Genomic DNA, 21072 nt, shown 5'->3' with positions numbered 1-21072 from the left:
GAGTTTTATTCTGTGTTTTTTCTGATTTTTGGTTCGTTATAGCAATCTAAACACAACGTGACAGATAAAAGATCGCATTGTAATGACAATATTCCGCAGAGGCTAAAACCTTCTGTTTAGCTGTGAAATATTAGCGAAACAATTCAAATTTGCTTAAAAAACGCACAACAGAAAAGCAATCCTGAAGCTTCCAGGAAAAAATTTGCCTTAAAAGTGTGATGTAGATCACACTTTATCTAAAATTTCGCGCCACTCACGTTGTATGTAGAAATCAGACGATATAGATTTGCGTTGTTTTCGGATTAGTCTTAAAAAACTGTAAGCAGACGTCACGGAAGATGGTTACAACTCAAGAAAAGAATGGCCTGGAGTTTTGACTACTACTGATCAGTGTCCCGGCGGGAAGTGAAACAGTTCAGTACACGTTGGCTTTGCCTGATTATTTTTTGCCATCTTTAGATTTACCAACCAGCAACCCGAACCATAGAAACTTTAATTCTGTGGCCGTATATGTGTCGCGTCTATCAGGATGGAAAAAAATGGGTACATCAGAATTACTAAAACATATATATGACATCAATTTGTCATATTTGCTTCTTGCTCAGCGTTTAATTAACCAGGAAAAAGCTTCAGCAATGTTTCGTTTAGGCATCGATGAATCGATGGCAGATGCATTGTCGCAATTAACTTTGCCGGAAATGGTGAAGTTAGCAGAAACTAATCAATTGGTTTGCCAGTTCCGCTTTACTGACCACAATCATATTAACCGTTTGACGCAAGAGTCACGCGTGGATGACTTGCAGCAAATCCACACCGGTATTTTATTATCCAGCCGTTTACTGCGAAGCGCGTCGAAAGATGATGCTTCTGCGAAGAAGAGGGCGGTGTAATGACCGAAAAAAGTATTGTTCAGGAAGCGCGCGATATTCAGCTGGCGATGGAGCTGATTACATTGGGCGCGAGACTGCAGATGCTGGAAAGTGAAACCCAGCTAAGCCGTGGTCGCCTGATTAAACTGTACAAAGAGCTGCGTGGTGCGCCACCACCGAAGGGTATGCTGCCATTCTCTACCGACTGGTTCATGACCTGGGAACAAAATATTCATGCATCCATGTTCTGTAATGCCTGGCAGTTTCTGTTGAAAACCGGGCTGAGCAATGGTGTTGAAGCCGTTATCAAGGCGTATCGCCTGTATCTTGAGCAATGTCCGCAATCGGACGAGGGCCCGCTGTTGGCGCTAACGCGCGCATGGACCCTGGTGCGATTCGTTGAAAGCGGCATGCTGGAACTTTCTGACTGCAAATGCTGTGGTGGAAGCTTTATTAACCACGCTCATCAGCCAGTGGGCAGCTTTGTCTGCAGCCTGTGCCAGCCGCCATCACGTGCCGTAAAAAGACGTAAACTTTCTGCAGATTCTGCCGATACCTTTCCACAACTGCTGGATGAACAGGTTAAACGCGCCGTTTAAATTTGTTCGCATCGTGGAAAACATCCAGCAGCGGTTAATCCCGCTGCTTTTTTTTTGCCCACGATCACCGAATAACACCTGCGGCTCTCTGGCTTAACTTCTACCAACACGTTACGGACGTAAGGATTTTTTGTGCTGATTATTCTGGGTTATATCGTGGTCGTCGGCTCCGTGTTGGGCGGCTATATGATGGTCGGTGGCCATTTAGGCGCACTTTACCAGCCTGCTGAACTGATCATTATCGGTGGGGCCGGTATTGGTGCCTTTTTGGTGGGTAATAATGGCAAGTCGATCAAAAAAACGTTAAAAGCGCTGCCTTTGTTAATGCGCGGCTCGAAATATAACAAATCTGTATACATGGATTTAATGGCTCTGCTTTATCGCCTGATGGCAAAATCACGCCAGCAAGGCATGTTGTCATTAGAACGTGATATTGAAGATCCCAGCCAGAGTGAAATTTTTGCTAACTATCCGCGTATTTTGGCCGATAAACAGTTGGTGGATTTTATAACCGATTATTTACGATTAATGGTCAGCGGGAATATGAATGCTTTTGAAATTGAAGCATTGATGGACGAAGAGATTGAAACCTATGAGCACGAGTGTGAAGTGCCGGCACAAAGTATCTCAGCCATGGGGGATGGATTACCGGCTTTTGGCATCGTCGCAGCCGTTATGGGCGTGGTCCATGCGCTGGCTTCCGCTGATCGTCCTGCTGCGGAATTAGGTGCGCTGGTGGCTCATGCCATGGTGGGAACGTTTCTCGGTATCTTGCTCGCTTACGGCTTTATCTCTCCACTGGCGTCGGTACTCCGTCAGAAGTGTGCTGAAACCACCAAGATGATGCAATGCGTCAAAGTGACTCTGCTTTCCAGTCTGAATGGTTATGCCCCGCAAATTGCGGTCGAATTTGGACGTAAAACGCTGTACTCCGCTGAGCGTCCTTCGTTCTCAGAACTGGAAGAGCACGTACGTAACGCCAAAAACCCAGCGAAACAGACTTCGGATCAGAACTCATGAAGGCAGGCAATCGCCCCATTGTGCTGGTTAAAAAGCGCAAACATAAAGGTCACCATGGCAGCCACGGTTCGTGGAAGATTGCCTATGCCGACTTTATGACGGCGATGATGGCGTTCTTTATGGTGATGTGGCTGCTCTCGATCTCCAGCCCAAAAGAGTTGATCCAGATAGCTGAATACTTCCGCACGCCGCTGAAAGTGGCATTAACCGGCGGGCAGCGCAGCAGCGACAGTGAAAGCCCGATTCCGGGTGGCGGTGACGACCCAACGCGTAAAGACGGTGAAGTGAAAAAAGTGGTCGATATGGATGCGCAGAAGAAGAAGCTGGAAGAGATTCGTCTGAATCGCTTGCGCGAAAAATTAGACCAACTCATCGAAGCCGACCCACGTCTGAAGGCACTGCGCCCGCATTTAATCATCAATATGGTGGAAGAGGGGCTACGCATTCAGATTATCGATAGCCAAAACCGTCCGATGTTTAAAACCGGTAGTGCGGAGGTGGAGCCTTATATGCGTGACATCTTGCGTGCTATCGCACCGGTGTTGAACGATATCCCTAACAAAATCAGCCTGGCGGGTCATACCGACGATTTCCAGTACGCTAATGGCGATCGTGGCTATAGCAACTGGGAACTGTCTGCCGATCGTGCCAATGCTTCGCGGCGTGAGTTAGTTATCGGCGGTCTGGATGGTGGAAAAATGCTGCGTGTCGTTGGCATGGCCGACACCATGAAGCTGAAAAACCGTGGTTCAAATGACGCCGTAAACCGCCGTATCAGTCTGCTGGTGTTGAACCACGACACCCAGGCTGCGATTGAAAAAGAGAACTCTGAGAGCGATGCCGCGCAGGTAACTGACCCGGCACAAATTATTCCCGACATTACCGCACCCACCGGCCCGGCAGCCTCCACTGCACCGGCAGGTTCAACCGCGAAGCCGGCAGCGCCGACCAACGTGGTGACACCTGCTCCAGCGGATAAGCCAGCGGCGAGCGCGGTGACACCAGACCAACCCTCACAGCCGAGGTGATCCCGTGAGCATGGACATCAGCGATTTTTACCAGACGTTTTTTGATGAAGCCGATGAGCTGTTAGCGGATATGGAGCAACACCTGTTGGGATTGGATCCCCAGGAGCCCGATTCCGAGCAGTTGAATGCCATCTTCCGCGCCGCCCACTCCATCAAGGGCGGAGCCGGTACATTTGGCTTTACGGTTTTACAGGAAACCACCCACATCCTGGAAAACATTCTGGATGGTGCGCGCCGCGGCGAAATGCAGCTGAGCACCGACATCATCAACCTGTTTTTGGAAACCAAAGATATTATGCAAGAACAGCTCGATGCCTATAAAACGGCGCAGGAACCGAATGCAGAAAGCTTTAAATACATCTGCGAAGCACTGCGTCAGTTGGCGCTGGAAGCCAAAGGCATAGCGCCGGAAGCACCGAAAGTGGCCGAAGTGGTGGAAATCGCCGCCCCTGTTGCAGCGGCCGGTCTGCGCTTAAAACTGGTGGATTTGAAAGAGAAAGAGCCTGAGTTGATGCTGGAAGAGCTTGGCAACTTGGGTACCGTCAGCAACGTAGTGAAGGGCGCGAACACGCTGGAAGCCACCGTTGATGGCGTGGGCAAAGATGACATCGTCGCGGTGCTGTGCTTTGTACTGGATGAAGCGCAGATTCAGTTCCCTGAGGGCGCAGTAGCAGAAGCGCCAGCCGAGGCGAAAGTGGTACCAGTGGCCGAACACACCGCCACCGTGACAGATATTACGCCGCCCGCTAAACGCGAAGCGAAACGCGCGGCCGCACCAGCAAAAGCTAGCGAATCCAGCAGCATCCGTGTTGCGGTTGAGAAGGTCGATCAGTTGATCAACCTGGTCGGCGAATTGGTTATTACCCAATCGATGCTGGCGCAGCGCTCAGGCGCACTGGACCCGGTGGCACATGGCGACCTGCTGAATAGCATGGGCCAGTTGGAGCGTAATGCCCGTGACCTGCAAGAGTCCGTGATGTCGATTCGTATGATGCCAATGGAGTATGTCTTCAGTCGCTTCCCTCGTCTGGTGCGTGACCTGGCCAGCAAATTGGGTAAAGAAGTGGAACTGACGCTGCTCGGCAGCTCCACCGAACTGGATAAGAGCCTGATTGAACGCATCATCGATCCGTTAACGCACCTGGTGCGTAACAGTCTCGACCACGGTATCGAAACCCCAGAGAAACGTCTGGCTGCTAACAAAACGGGCGTCGGTAACCTGACGCTGTCAGCGGAACATCAGGGCGGCAACATCTGCATCGAAGTGATAGATGACGGTGCCGGATTGAACCGCGAGCGCATTCTGGCCAAGGCTATGTCTTCAGGCTTGCCGGTTAGCGAGAACATGAGCGATGAAGAAGTCGGCATGTTGATCTTCGCGCCAGGCTTCTCTACCGCTGAGCAGGTCACCGATGTATCCGGTCGTGGCGTGGGTATGGACGTGGTGAAGCGGAATATTCAGGAGATGGGCGGACACGTCGAGATCTCCTCGAAGCAAGGCAAAGGCACCACCATCCGCATCCTGCTGCCGCTGACGCTGGCGATTCTGGACGGCATGTCAGTCCGCGTCGCAGATGAGGTCTTCATTCTGCCGCTCAACGCCGTGATGGAGTCACTGCAGCCTACCGCAGAAGAACTGAAACCGCTGGCCGGTGGCGAGCGCGTGCTGGAAGTGCGTGGCGAATACTTGCCGCTGGTTGAGCTGTGGAACGTGTTTGAAGTGCAGAACGCCAAAACCGATGCCACCCAAGGCATTGTGGTGATTCTGCAAAGCGCAGGCCGCCGTTATGCACTGCTGGTCGATCAGTTGATTGGTCAGCATCAGGTGGTGGTGAAGAACCTGGAAAGCAACTATCGCAAAGTGCCGGGCATTTCTGCTGCCACCATCCTCGGCGATGGCAGCGTGGCGCTGATTGTGGATGTCTCTGCACTGCAATCGTTAAACCGTGAAAAGCGTGTGGCCGGTGCCGCAGCGTAATAGATAATTAAAGGGCAAAAAAATGACTGACATGGCAACCGTGACCAAAATCGCTGGCGAAACCGTGGGCCAGGAATTCTTAGTTTTCACTCTGGGTGACGAAGAGTACGGCATCGATATTCTGAAAGTGCAGGAGATTCGCGGTTACGATCAGGTAACGCGCATCGCCAACACCCCAGAGTTCATCAAAGGTGTGACCAACCTGCGTGGCGTGATCGTGCCTATCATCGATCTGCGCGTGAAGTTTGCGCAGCAGGATGTGGAATATAACGAGAACACCGTGGTGATCGTCCTGAATCTCGAACACCGTGTGGTCGGTATCGTGGTAGATGGCGTGTCTGACGTGCTGTCTCTGACGCAGGATCAGATTCGCCCAGCGCCGGAATTCGCGGTGACCATGTCCACTGAATACCTGACCGGGCTGGGTGCGCTGGGTGAGCGTATGCTGATTCTGGTCGACATCGAAAAGCTGCTGAGCAGCGAAGAGATGGCGCTGGTGGATACACTGCGTAGCGCGTAATGCCCCCAAACGGGCCGCTTCTCTGTGGCCCGTTATCATCACCAACCTAAATTAATTACTTGTAATTCAACAAAAAAAATCCAAAAGCCCCTACATTTACTCTCAATATTCCTCGCCATGGGTCGATAACTGAACTGCGTCATTTTTCTTCTTTTTCCAGGGCAAACTATGTTTACAAAAATCCGTGTTGTCACCAGTTTATTGCTGGTGCTATTGGTGTTTGGTTTTCTGCAACTGGCATCCGGCTCGCTGTTTTTCAAAGCGCTGAGTGATGACAAAACTAGTTTCAACGTTTCACAGCTGGCGAGTAAAAACACGGCTGCCATCAACGATGCCTACATGAGTCTCAACCAGAGCCGTGTGGTGTTAACCCGCATTCAGTTGCGTATGGCCACCAGCAAACTGAACGGTACTGAGCCAGATATTGCTGGCCTGTATGACGACAGCAAGGCGTTTCAGAAAAGTGCAGCGAATCACTACCAGGAGTTTAAAGCGATTCCGGATACACCGGGACAGGACGTCGAGCTGAATCAGCATCTGGATCAGACTTACACCGCTTATGCCAGTGCACTGAGCCAGATGCAGGACGCGCTGCTGGCAAAAGATCTGGTGCTGGCCGGTAAAGCACCGGTGGCACCAAGCCAGAGTGCGTTCCTGAAAGATTACAGCCAGTGGCGTGCCGATCAGGATCGTCTGACCGAAGCCGGTGTGCAAGCTAACGTATCGGCTTACCAGCATATGATGTGGTTGCTGGGTGCCGTGATGGTAGTGGTGATTGCCGTGATTGCGCTGTGCTGGGTCGGCTTACGCAAGGTATTGATTAAGCCGCTCAACGACAATATTCAGCACATCCAACATATTGCGCAGGGCGATCTGACGCAGACCATCGCGATTGAAGGTCGCAATGAGATGACGCAGTTAGCCACCAGTTTGCATGATATGCAGCAGTCGCTGGTGCGCACTGTCAGCAACGTGCGTGATGGTTCTGACGCCATCTTCACCGGTGCCAGTGAAATCTCAGCGGGTAACAATGACCTCTCTGCACGTACTGAAGAGCAGGCGGCATCGCTGGAGCAGACCGCTGCCAGCATGGAGCAGCTCACCGCAACGGTGAAACAGAACGCCGAAAATGCCCGACAGGCATCGCAGCTGGCACTCAGCGCGTCCGAAACGGCACAGAAGGGCGGCAATGTGGTGGCTGGCGTCGTGCGTACCATGAGCGATATCGCCGGTAGCTCGAAGAAAATTGCCGATATCATCAGCGTGATTGATGGCATCGCTTTCCAGACCAATATTCTGGCGCTAAACGCGGCGGTTGAAGCGGCCCGTGCCGGTGAGCAGGGGCGTGGTTTTGCCGTGGTCGCGGGTGAAGTTCGTAACCTGGCACAGCGCAGTGCACAAGCCGCGAAAGAGATTAAGAGCCTGATTGAAGACTCGGTAAGTCGTGTCAACAGCGGCTCTGAGCTGGTGGGCACCGCGGGTGACACCATGAGTGAAATCGTCAGTGCGGTGACGCGTGTAACCGACATTATGGGCGAGATCGCCTCTGCATCGGATGAGCAGAGTCGCGGTATCGACCAGGTCGGCCAGGCGGTCACCGAAATGGATCGCGTGACACAGCAGAATGCTTCGCTAGTGGAAGAGTCTGCCGCCGCAGCCGCCTCACTGGAAGAGCAGGCCAGCCGCCTGAGCCAGTCTGTGGCGGTGTTCAAGGTTGCGCGCGCAGCACAGCCTGCAGTGGCCGGCGCTGTGGTTCGTCATCCACAGATTGCGCCACCTGTGTTAAGTGCGCCGCGTAAGGCCGTGACTGCACCTGTAAGTGACAGCAACTGGGAAACCTTCTAACCGATTGCGGGAGTAGGCGGACGGCACAAGTGCCGCACCCTACAGACGGCAGGTTATAGCCTGGCTAAGAATAGATAACCACGATGCGCTTTTATCGCTCCTGCGGTAAAGGCGCATTTTTTTTAATGACAATTTCTTTAGTTATAAAACTCTGTAAAGAAACTTATTGGCAGAATTATATTTCGTAAAAGCCGTTAAAGCCCCTCAAATTTTAACAACTGCGGTCGATAACAGCGGAAGCCGAAACGCATCATCCTCTGGAGAACCCATGTTAAAACGAATTAATGTCGTCACCAGCCTTATCACCGTCTTGCTGGTGTTTGGCGCTTTGCAGTTACTGTCGGGCGGGCTGTTCTGGTCTGCTTTACAGAAAGATAAAGAGGCGTTTGCCGTCGCGCAGACCTCCACCAATAATGTTGGCGCGATGTCCGATGCCTGGATTGAGCTCAACCAGACCCGTACCGTATTGAACCGCGCCATGCTGCGCATGCAGGGCACTATGGCGGCACAGTCCAACGGCGGTCAGCTTCAGGCGCTGATTGCGCAGACGGAAAAACAGCTGGATGTCGCCGCAGGGCACTATCAGCGGTATTACGATCTGCCGGGCACGCCAGGTTTACCGGACGCGTTGCGCGACCGACTGGAAGCGGACTACGCGGCGTTTAACGATGGCTTAAAAGCGATGCTGGAACGTCTAAAAGCCAACGACCTGCAGGGTATGTTTGATCAGAATATCGAAGCCAAACAGGTGAAGATGAAAGCGACTTATGCCGAGTGGCGCACCGCACAGAGCGCTCTGGCGGCGGAAGGCGTGGCGCAGAACCAGCGTGCCTTCCACACCATGATGTGGCTGCTGGCGTTTGTTGCACTGGTGGTGGTGTTTGTCATTGTCGGCTGCTGGTTTGGCTTGCGTAGCGTGCTGATCCAACCGCTGCATCAGCTGCTGGGGCATATTCGCCATATCGCTTCTGGCGATCTGACGCAGAACATCACAGTGGAAGGGCGCAATGAGATGAGCCAGCTGGCGGCCAGCCTGCATGAGATGCAGCAGTCGCTGGTACGAACCGTCAGCAACGTGCGTGACGGTTCCGATGCCATCTTTACCGGGGCGAGTGAAATCTCAGCGGGTAATAACGACCTCTCTGCGCGTACCGAAGAGCAAGCGGCCTCGCTGGAGCAGACGGCAGCCAGCATGGAGCAGTTGACTGCTACCGTGAAACAAAATGCGGAAAATGCCCGTCAGGCATCGCAGTTGGCACTGAGCGCTTCGGATACGGCACGTAAAGGCGGCGAAGTGGTCGATGGGGTGGTGCGTACCATGCATGACATTGCAGGCAGTTCGAAAAAAATCGCCGATATTATCAGCGTGATCGACGGTATTGCCTTCCAGACTAACATCCTGGCGCTCAACGCCGCGGTTGAAGCTGCGCGTGCGGGTGAGCAGGGGCGTGGATTTGCCGTGGTGGCGGGTGAAGTGCGTAATCTGGCGCAGCGCAGTGCCCAGGCCGCCAAAGAGATCAAAGGATTGATTGAAGATTCGGTCAACCGCGTCAATAGCGGTTCACAGCTGGTGGGCACCGCCGGTGAAACCATGAACGATATCGTCGGGGCGGTCACTCGCGTCACCGATATCATGGGCGAGATTGCTTCAGCCTCTGATGAACAGAGCCGGGGAATCGATCAGGTCGGTCAGGCCGTCACTGAGATGGACCGCGTGACACAACAGAACGCTTCGTTGGTGGAAGAGTCCGCTGCTGCTGCGGCTTCACTGGAAGAGCAGGCCAGCCGACTGAGCCAGTCGGTGGCGGTCTTCCGCGTGCCGCGTGCTGCGCAAGCAGAGGTGGTGGTGCGTCATCCTCAGATCGCGCCGCAAGCGGTGAAAACACCACGTAAAGCAGTGACAGCACCGGTGAGTGACAGCCACTGGGAAACGTTTTAAGCGTTGAGGGAGGGGGGAATCTACCCCTCTCCCGCTTATCTACCCCCTAAAGCCAATTTATCCCGATTCCTCCCTAATTCCCGCTGGTCCAACCCGTCACATCATCCGTAAAGATCCCCCGCGAAGGCCGATAACAGGAGCGATCCGCCAACCAATGAGGTGTTTATGTTTAGTCGTATTCGAGTCGTTTCCGGGCTGTTGTGTGTGCTGGCCTTGTTTGCCTTGCTGCAGCTGTTTTCCGGAGGGATGTTTTTTACCACGGTGAAAGCCGATAAAGAGAATTTTGCTTACAACCAGCGTCTCAGCACGCTGCAACGGGCAATGGGCACCTCTTGGGTATCACTGGTTCAGGCGCGTAACACGCTGAACCGTGCAGGGATCCGCTATCTGCTGGACAGCCAGCAGGCTGGCTCAGGCGCGACCGTGAAAGAACTGGTGGCACTGGCCAATGAGGAGTTACAAACCGCTGACAAAGGGTTTGCTGAGTTCAACGCCAACTTGTCTGAAAAAGGCAAGTCTGCCGAAAACGTGCTGACGTTACAGGCGAACTATAAAGCCTTCCGTGGTGCACTGGCTGAGCTGATTGATTTCCTGGGTGCAGGAAATTTCAAAGGTTTCGTCGACCAGCCGACGCAGGGTTTCCAGAATAAGTTTGAAACCGATTACAACGCCTGGCTCGCTAATAACATGGTGTTGGCCAAGCAGGGTATCGATGCCAACGAAAGCGCTTATCAACACTCTATCATGCTGGTACTTGGCACGTTGCTGGTGACCTTCCTGGTGATTCTGCTGGTGTGGAATGGCATGCGTAACGTGCTGATCCGTCCTCTGAAACAGAGTATTGAGCATATCCGCCATATCGCGCGTGGTGATCTCACGCAGCAGATTGATGTCAGCATGCGTAACGAGATGGGCGAATTGCTCAGCTCGCTCCAGCATATGCAGCAGGAGCTGTCTAACACCGTGCGTACCGTGCGTGATGGTTCAGACGCCATCTATACCGGCGCCAGTGAAATCGCCATGGGCAACAACGATCTCTCCTCTCGCACCGAGCAGCAGGCAGCTTCGCTTGAAGAGACTGCCGCCAGCATGGAGCAGTTAACCGCCACGGTGAAACAGAACGCCGAAAACGCCCGTCAGGCTTCACAGCTGGCGCTGACCGCCTCAGAAACGGCGCAGCACGGCGGCAAAGTGGTCGATGGCGTGGTCACCACCATGAAAGAGATCACCGGTAGCTCGAAGAAAATTGCCGACATTATCAGCGTCATTGATGGCATCGCCTTCCAGACCAATATCCTGGCGCTGAACGCCGCGGTTGAAGCCGCGCGTGCCGGTGAACAGGGCCGTGGTTTTGCGGTGGTCGCGGGCGAAGTGCGCAGCCTGGCACAACGCAGCGCCCAGGCAGCAAAAGAGATCAAAGGTCTGATTGAGGATTCGGTGAGCCGCGTGAACACCGGTTCGGTGCTGGTAGAAAGCGCCGGCGAAACCATGACCAACATCGTTAATGCCGTCACGCGTGTGACCGACATCATGGGTGAAATCGCCTCTGCGTCTGATGAGCAGAGCCGCGGGATCGACCAGGTTGGCTTAGCGGTGAACGAAATGGATCGGGTTACTCAGCAGAACGCCGCGCTGGTGGAAGAGTCCGCGACGGCAGCGGCGGCACTGGAAGATCAGGCCAGCCGACTGAAACAGTCGGTTGCCGTGTTCAATATTGGTAAAGAATTTGTCGCTCAGGCCGTTAACGTAACTACAGCGCCAAAAATTTTGCGTTCAGCCGCGCCAAAAGCGCTGGCGCAACCGGCAGGTACACGTAACGCGGACGAAAACTGGGAAACCTTTTAATCCGAGTGGCCGCCGCAAGGCGGCCCAACTGGCAGCACAGCAGTAACCGCAGTATCACAATTTAATCAGTTTGTTGCCGGGTGACCTGACATGAAGAAATCGACGTTATTGGATCAAAGTGAAGCGACAACGCTGCTCTCGCAAATGGTGCAGCGCCTGCCGCTCTCAGATACTCATTTTCGTCGTATCAGCCAGCTGATCTATCAGCGCGCAGGTATTGTGCTGGCCGATCATAAGCGGGAGATGGTTTACAACCGCTTAGTGCGCCGTTTGCGCATGCTGAATATTGATGATTTTGGTCGTTATCTGGCGTTGCTGGAGCAAGACCAGAACAGTGCTGAGTGGCAGGCGTTTATCAACGCGCTGACCACCAACCTGACCTCATTTTTCCGCGAGGCGCACCATTTCCCGATCCTCGCGGATCATGCGCGTAAGCGCAGTGGCAGTTACAGCGTGTGGAGTACCGCCGCCTCAACCGGCGAAGAGCCGTACTCCATCGCCATGACGCTGGCGGAAACGCTAGGCACCGGACCGGGTAAATTCCAGGTGCACGCCAGCGACATCGATACGCAAGTATTGGAAAAGGCCGTGGCGGGTGTCTATCGCCAGGAAGAGCTGCGCACCTTGTCGCAATCACAGCTGCAGCGCTTTTTCCTGCGCGGCACCGGGCCACATGAAGGCATGGTGCGTGTGCGCTCTGAGCTGGCTGGCATGGTGAATTACTCGCAGTTGAACCTATTGGCTAACGACTGGGCGTTGCCGGGTCCGTTCGACGCAATATTCTGTCGTAACGTGATGATCTATTTTGATAAAGAGACGCAGGAGAAAATCTTGCGCCGTTTCGTTCCCCTGCTGAAGCCGGGCGGCTTGTTGTTTGCCGGCCATTCAGAGAACTTCAGCCAGATCAGTAAAGAGTTCTGGCTGCGTGGACAGACAGTCTATGGATTGACCAAGGAAAGACGATGAGCAAAATCACCGTAATGTGCGTGGATGACTCTGCGTTAATGCGCCAGTTGATGACCGAGATCATCAATAGCCATGCCGATATGGAGATGGTCGCGACGGCACCGGACCCCCTGGTGGCGCGGGATTTAATCAAACAGTACAACCCACAGGTGCTGACGCTGGATGTGGAAATGCCGCGTATGGATGGCCTCGACTTCCTTGAGAAGCTGATGCGTCTGCGCCCGATGCCGGTGGTGATGGTCTCTTCGCTGACCGGAAAAGGTTCGGAAGTCACCCTGCGCGCACTGGAATTAGGTGCGGTGGATTTTGTCACCAAGCCGCAGTTAGGCATTCGTGAGGGCATGCTGGCCTACAGCCAGATGATCGCTGACAAAATTCGTGCCGCGGCGCGGGCGAAATTGCATGCGCGGCCTGCTACGCCAGCCCAGGTGACGCTGAAAGCCGGTCCGTTACTGAGTAGTGAAAAACTGATTGCCATCGGATCGTCAACCGGCGGCACAGAGGCAATTCGCCATGTGCTTCAACCGCTGCCTGCCACCAGCCCAGCACTGCTGATCACGCAACATATGCCACCGGGATTCACGCGTTCCTTTGCCGAGCGTCTGAACAAGCTGTGCCAGATCACCGTGAAAGAGGCAGAAGACGGCGAGCGTATTTTGCCCGGACATGCCTACATCGCACCCGGGGCGATGCACATGGAGTTAGGCCGCAGTGGCGCAAACTACGTGGTGAAACTTAATGATGGACCGCCAGTGAACCGCCATAAGCCGTCAGTTGACGTGCTGTTTCGCTCGGTTGCGGTTCATGCAGGACGAAATGCAGTGGGCGTGATTCTGACCGGGATGGGGAATGACGGTGCCGCCGGGATGCTGGAAATGCATCGCGCGGGTGCCTGGACCATCGCGCAGGACGAAGCCAGCTGCGTCGTATTTGGTATGCCGCGCGAAGCGATTGCGATGGGCGGCACCAGTGAAGTCGTCGATTTAGGACACATCAGCCAGCATATGCTGGCGAAAATTAGCGCCGGACAGGCATTGCGAATTTAACGAGCCGGTCCTGCCGGACAAGACAACACAGGAGTAGATATGGCTGATAAAAATATGCGCTTTTTGGTGGTGGACGATTTCAACACGATGCGTCGTATCGTGCGTAACCTGCTGAAGGAGCTGGGGTTCAATAACGTTGAAGAAGCAGAAGACGGTGTTGATGCGCTGACCAAACTGCGTGCTGGCGGCTTTGATTTTGTCGTCTCTGACTGGAATATGCCAAACATGGATGGTCTGGAACTGCTGCAGACGATTCGTGCCGATGCCGCATTGAGCAAACTGCCGGTGCTGATGGTGACGGCAGAAGCCAAGAAAGAGAACATCATCGCAGCCGCACAAGCCGGTGCCAGCGGATACGTCGTGAAGCCATTTACTGCGGCAACACTCGAAGAGAAATTGGGCAAAATTTTCGAAAAACTGGGTATGTAAGGAGATGTGATGAGCGACCTTCCGAAACCAACCGAAGAAGCCTCGGCACACGACATTATTACCCGTATCGGCTCGCTGACGCGCATGTTGCGTGACAGCCTGCGCGAATTGGGGTTAGACCAGGCGATTGCCGAAGCGGCGGAAGCCATTCCGGACGCGCGTGACCGTCTGGATTACGTGGTGCAAATGACGGCGCAAGCGGCAGAACGTGCGCTGAACTGCGTAGAAGCTGCGCAGCCACACCAGGACCAAATGGAATCCAGCGCCAACCAGCTGAAAGGCCGTTGGGATGCGTGGTTTGAAAATCCGATTGAACTGACTGATGCGCGTGAGTTGGTTTCGGATACGCGTCAATTTTTGACCGACGTACCGGGGCACACGTCTTATACCAACAAGCAATTGTTGGAAATCATGATGGCGCAGGATTTCCAGGACCTGACCGGTCAGGTAATCAAGCGCATGATGGATGTGATCCAGGAGATCGAACGTCAACTGCTGATGGTGCTACTGGAGAATATGCCAGAAGCCAATGCAGCGGCGCGTAAAGATGCCAGCAGTCTGCTGAATGGTCCGCAGATCCACGCCAACGCACCCGGTGTGGTGGCGAACCAGGACCAGGTTGATGACCTGCTGGATAGCTTAGGGTTCTGATGCGGCGGGCGGTCAGCTGGCCGCCCCAACAGGCCATAACACGGCCCATTTTCGTCAGCCGCCGTTAAAATACGGCGCGCTTTTTCATCTCTTCAACACCTGCCACCAACACCTGCACACCCAACGCCTCAAATGCGGCAATCTGAGTGGCAGTAATCCCGCTGTCCGTGATCAAATAATGAATCTTGCTCCATTCGCACGGCAGCGCAAACATCGACACCTTATCGATTTTGCTGGAGTCCGCCACCACGTAAACCGTACTGGCTGAGTTGATCATCGCCATTTTGACTTTGATATCGGTTTCACTCGGGAAGCTGAGGCCGAGGCGTGGCGAGATGCAGGCGGTGGCGAGAAACAGTTTCTCTGCCAGCACGTTCTCGAAGAAGGAGGCGGCTTTTTCCCCTGAGGTGGAGAGCGTCGGGAACTTAAAGGTGCCTCCCGTCAAAAGGATGTTTATGCCGGGCTCCCCACCAAGCTTCAGTGCGATATTCACCGCCGTGGTGATCACTGATAAACGACGGATATGCCCAATCGCCTCAGCAATCGCGGTGGTGGTGGTACCGGAATCGAAAATCACCGTGTCGCCATTTTCCACATGCTGCGCCGCCAGGCGGCCAATGGCTTCTTTTTCTTCGAGATGCGTCTGACGTTCCAGTAGCAGTGCACCCGTATTCTGTTTTCCGGTCATGAGGGTGGCACCACCGTGATAGCGCTGAACGTGCCCGGCCTTTTGCAACATGCGTAAATCGGTACGGATGGTGGCTTCGGTCAGGCCAAAAGTATCGGTCAAGGCTTTTACCGTGACGGTGCCGTCTTCACGGATCATCTCCAGGATCTTCTCACGGCGCTGTTGCATATCAGCCAACTGCTCAGTTTTGCTTTTCAATCGAAATGCTCCCTCTTTCCAATCACGGTCTGGTTTTGCCCATAAGAAAACCCGTGATGATTTTACTCTGCGCCTTGAGGATTTGCGAGGCAACCTGCACAAATGTACATTTTCGAATGAAAATAAGATAAAGCCATGCGATTGATTTCTCATTGCCGCTGCAGCCGATATTTCTATATCAAAAATGACAGTCATTTATTATTTTCAATAAAAACAGTTATGTAAAATTAATTCACATCATTTGTATGAAATTTGATCTCCTCCACAAACCATTGCGAAACGATAGCTTATATTTTTGTTCGAAAATCAATAAAGCCATGTACTCACACGGCCAGACATTATCAGAGCTGCCGGGCACGCACAGGAGAGAGAGGATGAGTGGGGAATACGATGTCAACCTGCGCTACGGCGTAAACACCGACCTGGATTTAACCGGCAAAGTGGCGGTGGTCACTGGCGGGCTGGGTGGGATTGCCATGGCGAGTAACGCCATGTTGCTGGAGAAAGGGGCAAGGCTGGCACTGCTATACCCGCCTTTCGAAAGTGACAAAGTGGCGGCAGTGCAAGATCAGTTCTCCGCCGATAGCGTGCTGCTGGTGTGCTGTGATGTGACTGACGCTGCGTCTGTCGAGGCGGCCTTTGAACAGGTTGAACAGCACTACGGCCACATCGATATTCTGGTGAACTGCGCCGGCTATGTGATGTTGCAGCCGGTACTGGAAACCGACGTTGCCGAATGGCAAAAGCAGATAGCCGTTAACCTCACCGGCCCTTTCCTCTGTTCACAGGCGGCGGGCAAGCGCATGGTACGCGCCGGTAAGGGCGGCAAAATCATCAATATCGCCTCTCAGGCTGCGTCTATCGCTATTGATAATCACGTGGCTTACACCTCCGCAAAAGCCGGCCTGCTCGGCATGACCAAAGTGATGGCGAAAGAGTTCGCGCCGCATCGCATCAACGTCAACACCCTGTCACCCACCGTGGTACTGACGCCGATGGGGGAAAAAGCCTGGCGCGGTGAGAAGGGCGAGCAGATGAAAAAACTGATCCCTTTAGGCCGCTTTGCTTACACCGATGAAATCGCCGCCGCCGTACTGTTTTTCGCCAGCAACGGCAGCGACATGATCACCGGCGCAGATTTAATGATCGATGGCGGTTTCACCATCTGGTAACACCGCGCCAGCACCAGTAAGGCCTCACCCCTACCATAACGACAAAACAATGAGAGAACACGAAGATGAAAAAACGTACCCTGCTGTTCACCGCCATTGCCAGTTGCCTGTTTGCTCAAGCCAGTTTCGCTGCCGATAAAGGCACGATCATGATTCTGGTTAACTCCCTTGATAACCCTTATTACGCCTCCGAAGCCAAAGGTGCCAACCTCAAAGCACAAGAGCTTGGCTATAAAACCAGCGTGTTGTCGCACGGCGAAGATGTGAAAAAACAAAGTGAGTTGATCGATGCCGCTATCGGTAAAAAAGTGCAGGGGATCGTACTGGATAACGCTGACTCAACCGCCAGCGTAGCCGCCATCAAAAAAGCGAAAGATGCCGGTATTCCGGTGGTGCTGATCAACCGTGAAATCCCGGTGGATGACGTGGCGCTGGTACAAATCACGCACAATAACTTCCAGGCCGGTTCCGATGTCGCCAACGTATTTGTTGAGAAAATGGGCGAGAAGGGCAGCTATGCCGAGTTGACCTGTAACCTTGCTGACAACAACTGCGTGACGCGTTCTAAATCCTTCCACCAGGTGCTGGACCAGTACCCCGACATGAAAAGCGTGGCGCGTCAGGATGCTAAAGGCACCCTGATTGATGGCAAGCGCATCATGGACAGCATCCTGCAGGCGCATCCCGATGTGAAAGGGGTGATTTGCGGCAACGGTCCGGTGGCATTAGGTGCGATTGCCGCGCTGAAAGCTGCAGGCCGCACCGATGTGACGGTAGTGGGCATTGATGGCAGTAATGATGAGCGTGATGCGGTGGAAAAAGGCGATCTGAAAGCCACTGTGATGTTACAGGCGCAAGCCATTGCCGCGCAGGGAGTGACGGACCTCGACAACTTTATCCAGAAAGGCGTCAAGCCAGAGAAACAGCGCGTGATGTTCCGCGGCATCTTGATTACCCCAGACAATGCCAAAGGCGTACAGGACTTTAACTACAAGTCGTAATTAATCATCGGTACGCCCGCATTGCGGGCGTCCAGGAGTAAATGATGCACAAACGACTCTGGTTACTGCTTCCTGTCGTGATCCTTAGCGGTTGCCGCATTGTGTCGCAGCAGGAGCTGGCCGACCTGAAAAATCCCCCGAATCCTAAGATGGACAACATTGCACAGACCTGGCAGCAAAAACTGGTACCGCAGGTCGAGCATGATGCGAAACCGGTCGCTGAGCTGCTGAATGCCTTGAAATCGACCAACGATTTTGACAGCGCCTGTAAAACCTATGGCTACCGTTCGCAGGAGGAGAACCCCTGCGTATTCAGTGTCAAGGTGAGTGGCGAAGTGACGGCAGTCAACACCACGTCACGTAACGGCCGCATGACCGTGAAGGATGTCTCCGGTGACGATGTGACGGTACAAATCGGCCCGATTTTCCCAGGCACGGTTCTGCGTGATGCCTATAAAGGGGCGAGCTATCAGGATTTCAACGATCAGGTGCTGTTCGGTGATTACAGCCGCGCGATAAACCAACAAGCGGCCACCATGATGAATAACTTCAAGCCGAAGGTGGGCGATAAAGTTCAGATATCTGGTGTGTTTAGCAGTTTTGATATCCCACAGCAGGTGCCGAATGTGACGCCCGCTGCCATCACCCGGCAGTAAGGAGCGGGCATGCAGAATCCTCAATCGGACGTGATTATCGAGACCCGCAATGTGTCACGCATTTATCCCGGCGTGACGGCACTCGATCAGGTGAATTACCGCGTCTATCGCAACAAAGTGAATGTGCTGATCGGTGAGAACGGTGCGGGCAAATCCACCATGATGAAGATGCTGGCGGGGGTCGAAACGCCTTCCTCGGGCGACATCCTGTTGGATGGCGAAGTGGTCACGCTGAACTCGACGCATCAGGCGGAAAAACACGGTATCAGCATTATTTTCCAGGAGCTGAACCTGTTCCCCAACATGAACGTGATGGACAACATCTTTATTGCCAATGAGTTTTTCCAGCGTGGCGTGATCAACGAGAAGTATCAGTACGCACTGGCGAAATCCCTGTTGGAGCGACTGGAGCTGGATGTCGATCCTTATGCGCCTTTAGGGGAACTGGGCATCGGTCATCAGCAACTGGTGGAGATCGCGCGGGCGCTGTCGAAGGACACGCGCGTGCTGATCATGGATGAACCCACCAGCGCCCTGAGCCAGTCTGAAGTGAAAGTGTTGTTCAACGTCATTGACCAGCTCAAACGCCGCGGTGTCACCATCATCTACATTTCCCATCGGCTGGAAGAGTTGATGGAGATTGGTGACCACATCACCATTTTTCGTGACGGACGCTTTATCAGCGAGCGCGACGTGCGTGACGCCTCGGTGCCCTGGATCATCGAACAGATGGTGGGCGACAAGAAAAAACACTTCGATTACCAACCGGCCCCGCAGGGTGAAACCGTATTGAACGTCAACGGCCTGACCGCGCTGCATCAGAACGGCGGCTACAAGCTGAATGATGTGTCGTTTTCACTGCGCAAAGGGGAGGTGATCGGGATTTATGGCTTGTTGGGGGCGGGACGCACTGAGCTGTTTAAAGGGCTGATTGGCATGATGCATTGCCAGTCCGGCAGCGTCAGCCTCAATGGCGCCACGCTGGATAAAAGTAACTTCCAGCAGCGGCTGAAAAAAGGCATCGCTTTAGTTCCCGAAGATCGACAGACCGAAGGCGTGGTGCAGCTGATGTCCATCACCGCCAACATGACCTTGAGCGACCTCAGCCTGCGCGGTTTTCGTCGCGCCTTGCGGCTGCTCAACCCACAAAAAGAGCAATCGCGGGTGGATGAAATGATTGGCCACCTCGCCATCAAGGTCAGCGACCCAGAACTGCCAATCACCTCCTTAAGCGGCGGCAACCAGCAGAAAGTGGTGTTGGGTAAGGCATTGATGACCGGCCCGCAGGTGGTGTTGCTGGACGAGCCAACGCGCGGCATTGATGTCGGGGCGAAAACCGATGTTTACCACCTGATTGGCAACCTCGCACAGCAGGGTCTGGCGGTGATGTTCTCCTCTTCCGAACTGGACGAGGTGATGGCACTGGCCGATCGCATTCTGGTGATGGCGGATGGCCGCATTACCGCCGATTTACCGCGCAGCGCGGCGACACGTGAAGCCCTGATTAGCGCCTCGACGCCGCATGATTGAGCCGCAGGAGAATAACCGATGAACCAGAAATACCTGCTCTATATGTACTTACTTAAGGCGCGTACCTTTATCGCCTTACTGATCGTGGTCGGCTTTTTCAGTTTTATGGTGCCGAATTTCCTGACCACCTCCAATTTGCTGATTATGACGCAGCACGTGGCCATCACCGGTTTACTGGCGATCGGGATGACGCTGGTGATCCTCACCGGCGGCATCGACCTCTCGGTGGGTGCCGTAGCGGGGATTTGCGGCATGGTCGCCGGAGCGTTACTCACCAATGGTGTGCCGCTGTGGGGGGGCAATACGTTGTTCTTTAATGTCCCGGAAGTGATTCTGGTGGTGGCGCTGTTCGGTATCGTGCTGGGTTTAATCAACGGCGCGGTGGTCACCCGTCTCGGCGTGGCGCCGTTTATCTGTACGCTGGGGATGATGTACGTCGCCCGTGGTGCGGCACTGTTGTTTAACGATGGCAGCACTTACGCCAATCTGGTGGGCATGCCTGCACTGGGCAACACCGGCTTTGCCTTTCTCGGTTCTGGCAGTCTGTTAGGTATTTATATCCCCATCTGGCTGATGGTGGGCTTCTTACTGCTGGGCCTCTACCTGACACGAAAAACACCGCTGGGACGCTACATCTATGCCACGGGTGGCAATGAATCCGCTGCTCGTTTGGCGGGTGTGCCAATCATCAAAGTGAAAGTCTTTGTGTACGCCTTCTCAGGCCTGTGTGCCGCGCTGGTGGGGCTGATCGTCGCCTCGCAATTACAAACAGCACACCCGATGACCGGCAACATGTTCGAGATGGATGCCATCGGGGCAACGGTATTGGGCGGGACGGCGCTGGCGGGAGGTCGAGGTCGTGTATCAGGCTCGATAATCGGTGCCTTTGTCATCGTCTTCCTCGCGGATGGCATGGTGATGATGGGCGTCAGCGATTTCTGGCAAATGGTGATTAAAGGGCTGGTGATTGTCACCGCCGTGGTCATCGATCAGTTCCAGCAAAAATTACAAAGTAAGGTGGTGCTGCTGCGCAGACATGAAAAAAAGCAGCAATCGGCCGCCCTGCCTGAAGCAACGCATGGATAACAGGAG

Annotated in this window: 19 protein-coding genes; 18 read left to right on the top strand and 1 reads right to left on the bottom strand. The window is 53.9% G+C overall.

Features of this window, described 5'->3' with window-relative positions; translation table 11 throughout:
• Window positions 1-539 precede the first annotated feature (539 nt).
• From flhD to cheZ, 13 genes are all read left to right on the top strand, one after another.
• On the top strand, window positions 540-890 hold the full coding sequence (flhD, locus tag LK04_RS10695) for a flagellar transcriptional regulator FlhD (protein ID WP_039333407.1): 351 nt from the start codon (window positions 540-542) through the stop codon (window positions 888-890).
• Window positions 890-1468 carry a flagellar transcriptional regulator FlhC gene (gene flhC, locus LK04_RS10690; RefSeq protein WP_039333405.1) on the top strand — a complete coding sequence of 193 codons (579 nt, stop codon included), beginning with the start codon at window positions 890-892 and terminating at the stop codon, window positions 1466-1468. Before flhD ends, flhC begins: the two co-directional genes overlap by 1 nt.
• Before the next feature lie 132 nt (window positions 1469-1600).
• A complete protein-coding gene (gene motA, locus LK04_RS10685) occupies window positions 1601-2488 on the top strand; it encodes a flagellar motor stator protein MotA (protein ID WP_039333403.1) in 888 nt (295 codons plus the stop codon).
• Window positions 2485-3516 (top strand): flagellar motor protein MotB, encoded by a 1032-nt coding sequence (gene motB, locus LK04_RS10680; protein WP_058972365.1) that lies wholly within the window; start codon window positions 2485-2487, stop codon window positions 3514-3516. The genes motA and motB overlap by 4 nt, the downstream gene beginning before the upstream one ends.
• 10 nt (window positions 3517-3526) lie before the next feature.
• On the top strand, window positions 3527-5494 hold the full coding sequence (gene cheA, locus LK04_RS10675; protein WP_197063388.1) for a chemotaxis protein CheA: 1968 nt from the start codon (window positions 3527-3529) through the stop codon (window positions 5492-5494).
• Window positions 5495-5516: 22 nt separating this feature from the next.
• Window positions 5517-6014 carry a chemotaxis protein CheW gene (gene cheW / locus LK04_RS10670; protein WP_039337364.1) on the top strand — a complete coding sequence of 166 codons (498 nt, stop codon included), beginning with the start codon at window positions 5517-5519 and terminating at the stop codon, window positions 6012-6014.
• 168 nt (window positions 6015-6182) lie between these two features.
• Window positions 6183-7859 (top strand): methyl-accepting chemotaxis protein, encoded by a 1677-nt coding sequence (locus LK04_RS10665; RefSeq protein ID WP_039337366.1) that lies wholly within the window; start codon window positions 6183-6185, stop codon window positions 7857-7859.
• A gap of 268 nt (window positions 7860-8127) precedes the next feature.
• The gene (locus LK04_RS10660) at window positions 8128-9798 is read left to right on the top strand and encodes a methyl-accepting chemotaxis protein (RefSeq protein WP_039337369.1); all 1671 of its coding nucleotides are present in this window, start codon (window positions 8128-8130) and stop codon (window positions 9796-9798) included.
• A gap of 165 nt (window positions 9799-9963) precedes the next feature.
• The gene (locus LK04_RS10655) at window positions 9964-11643 is read left to right on the top strand and encodes a methyl-accepting chemotaxis protein (RefSeq protein ID WP_039337371.1); all 1680 of its coding nucleotides are present in this window, start codon (window positions 9964-9966) and stop codon (window positions 11641-11643) included.
• 90 nt (window positions 11644-11733) lie between these two features.
• Window positions 11734-12609, top strand: coding sequence for a protein-glutamate O-methyltransferase CheR (gene cheR / locus LK04_RS10650; RefSeq protein ID WP_039337373.1), 876 nt, complete (start codon window positions 11734-11736; stop codon window positions 12607-12609).
• A complete protein-coding gene (locus tag LK04_RS10645) occupies window positions 12606-13655 on the top strand; it encodes a protein-glutamate methylesterase/protein-glutamine glutaminase (RefSeq protein ID WP_039337374.1) in 1050 nt (349 codons plus the stop codon). The genes cheR and LK04_RS10645 overlap by 4 nt, the downstream gene beginning before the upstream one ends.
• A 39-nt stretch (window positions 13656-13694) precedes the next feature.
• Window positions 13695-14084 carry a chemotaxis response regulator CheY gene (gene cheY / locus LK04_RS10640; protein WP_007892562.1) on the top strand — a complete coding sequence of 130 codons (390 nt, stop codon included), beginning with the start codon at window positions 13695-13697 and terminating at the stop codon, window positions 14082-14084.
• Between the two features lie 9 nt (window positions 14085-14093).
• Complete coding sequence (gene cheZ, locus LK04_RS10635) at window positions 14094-14735, top strand: protein phosphatase CheZ (protein ID WP_039337377.1); 642 nt, start codon at window positions 14094-14096, stop codon at window positions 14733-14735.
• Between the two features lie 64 nt (window positions 14736-14799).
• Here the strand turns inward: cheZ and LK04_RS10630 are convergent, their stop codons facing one another.
• Window positions 14800-15621 carry a DeoR/GlpR family DNA-binding transcription regulator gene (locus tag LK04_RS10630; protein ID WP_059109798.1) on the bottom strand — a complete coding sequence of 274 codons (822 nt, stop codon included), beginning with the start codon at window positions 15619-15621 and terminating at the stop codon, window positions 14800-14802.
• A gap of 374 nt (window positions 15622-15995) precedes the next feature.
• Here LK04_RS10630 and LK04_RS10625 point away from each other — a divergent pair, with 374 nt between their 5' ends.
• The 5 genes from LK04_RS10625 to LK04_RS10605 all read left to right on the top strand — a co-directional run bounded on the left by LK04_RS10625 (window position 15996) and on the right by LK04_RS10605 (window position 21066).
• Window positions 15996-16793 carry a GolD/DthD family dehydrogenase gene (locus LK04_RS10625; RefSeq protein ID WP_059109797.1) on the top strand — a complete coding sequence of 266 codons (798 nt, stop codon included), beginning with the start codon at window positions 15996-15998 and terminating at the stop codon, window positions 16791-16793.
• A 65-nt stretch (window positions 16794-16858) separates the two neighbouring features.
• Window positions 16859-17794 carry a D-ribose ABC transporter substrate-binding protein gene (locus tag LK04_RS10620; protein ID WP_039337540.1) on the top strand — a complete coding sequence of 312 codons (936 nt, stop codon included), beginning with the start codon at window positions 16859-16861 and terminating at the stop codon, window positions 17792-17794.
• 44 nt (window positions 17795-17838) lie between these two features.
• Window positions 17839-18450, top strand: coding sequence for a DUF2291 family protein (locus LK04_RS10615; protein ID WP_059109796.1), 612 nt, complete (start codon window positions 17839-17841; stop codon window positions 18448-18450).
• A gap of 9 nt (window positions 18451-18459) precedes the next feature.
• Window positions 18460-19980, top strand: a complete 1521-nt coding sequence (locus LK04_RS10610) for a sugar ABC transporter ATP-binding protein (RefSeq protein ID WP_058972356.1) — start codon at window positions 18460-18462, stop codon at window positions 19978-19980.
• Window positions 19981-19998: 18 nt separating this feature from the next.
• On the top strand, window positions 19999-21066 hold the full coding sequence (locus LK04_RS10605; RefSeq protein WP_039328841.1) for an ABC transporter permease: 1068 nt from the start codon (window positions 19999-20001) through the stop codon (window positions 21064-21066).
• Window positions 21067-21072 lie beyond the last annotated feature (6 nt).

Source organism: Pantoea vagans, from assembly GCF_001506165.1.
Taxonomy (GTDB): domain Bacteria; phylum Pseudomonadota; class Gammaproteobacteria; order Enterobacterales; family Enterobacteriaceae; genus Pantoea; species Pantoea vagans_C.
This window is presented reverse-complemented; position numbering and strand designations above follow the sequence as displayed.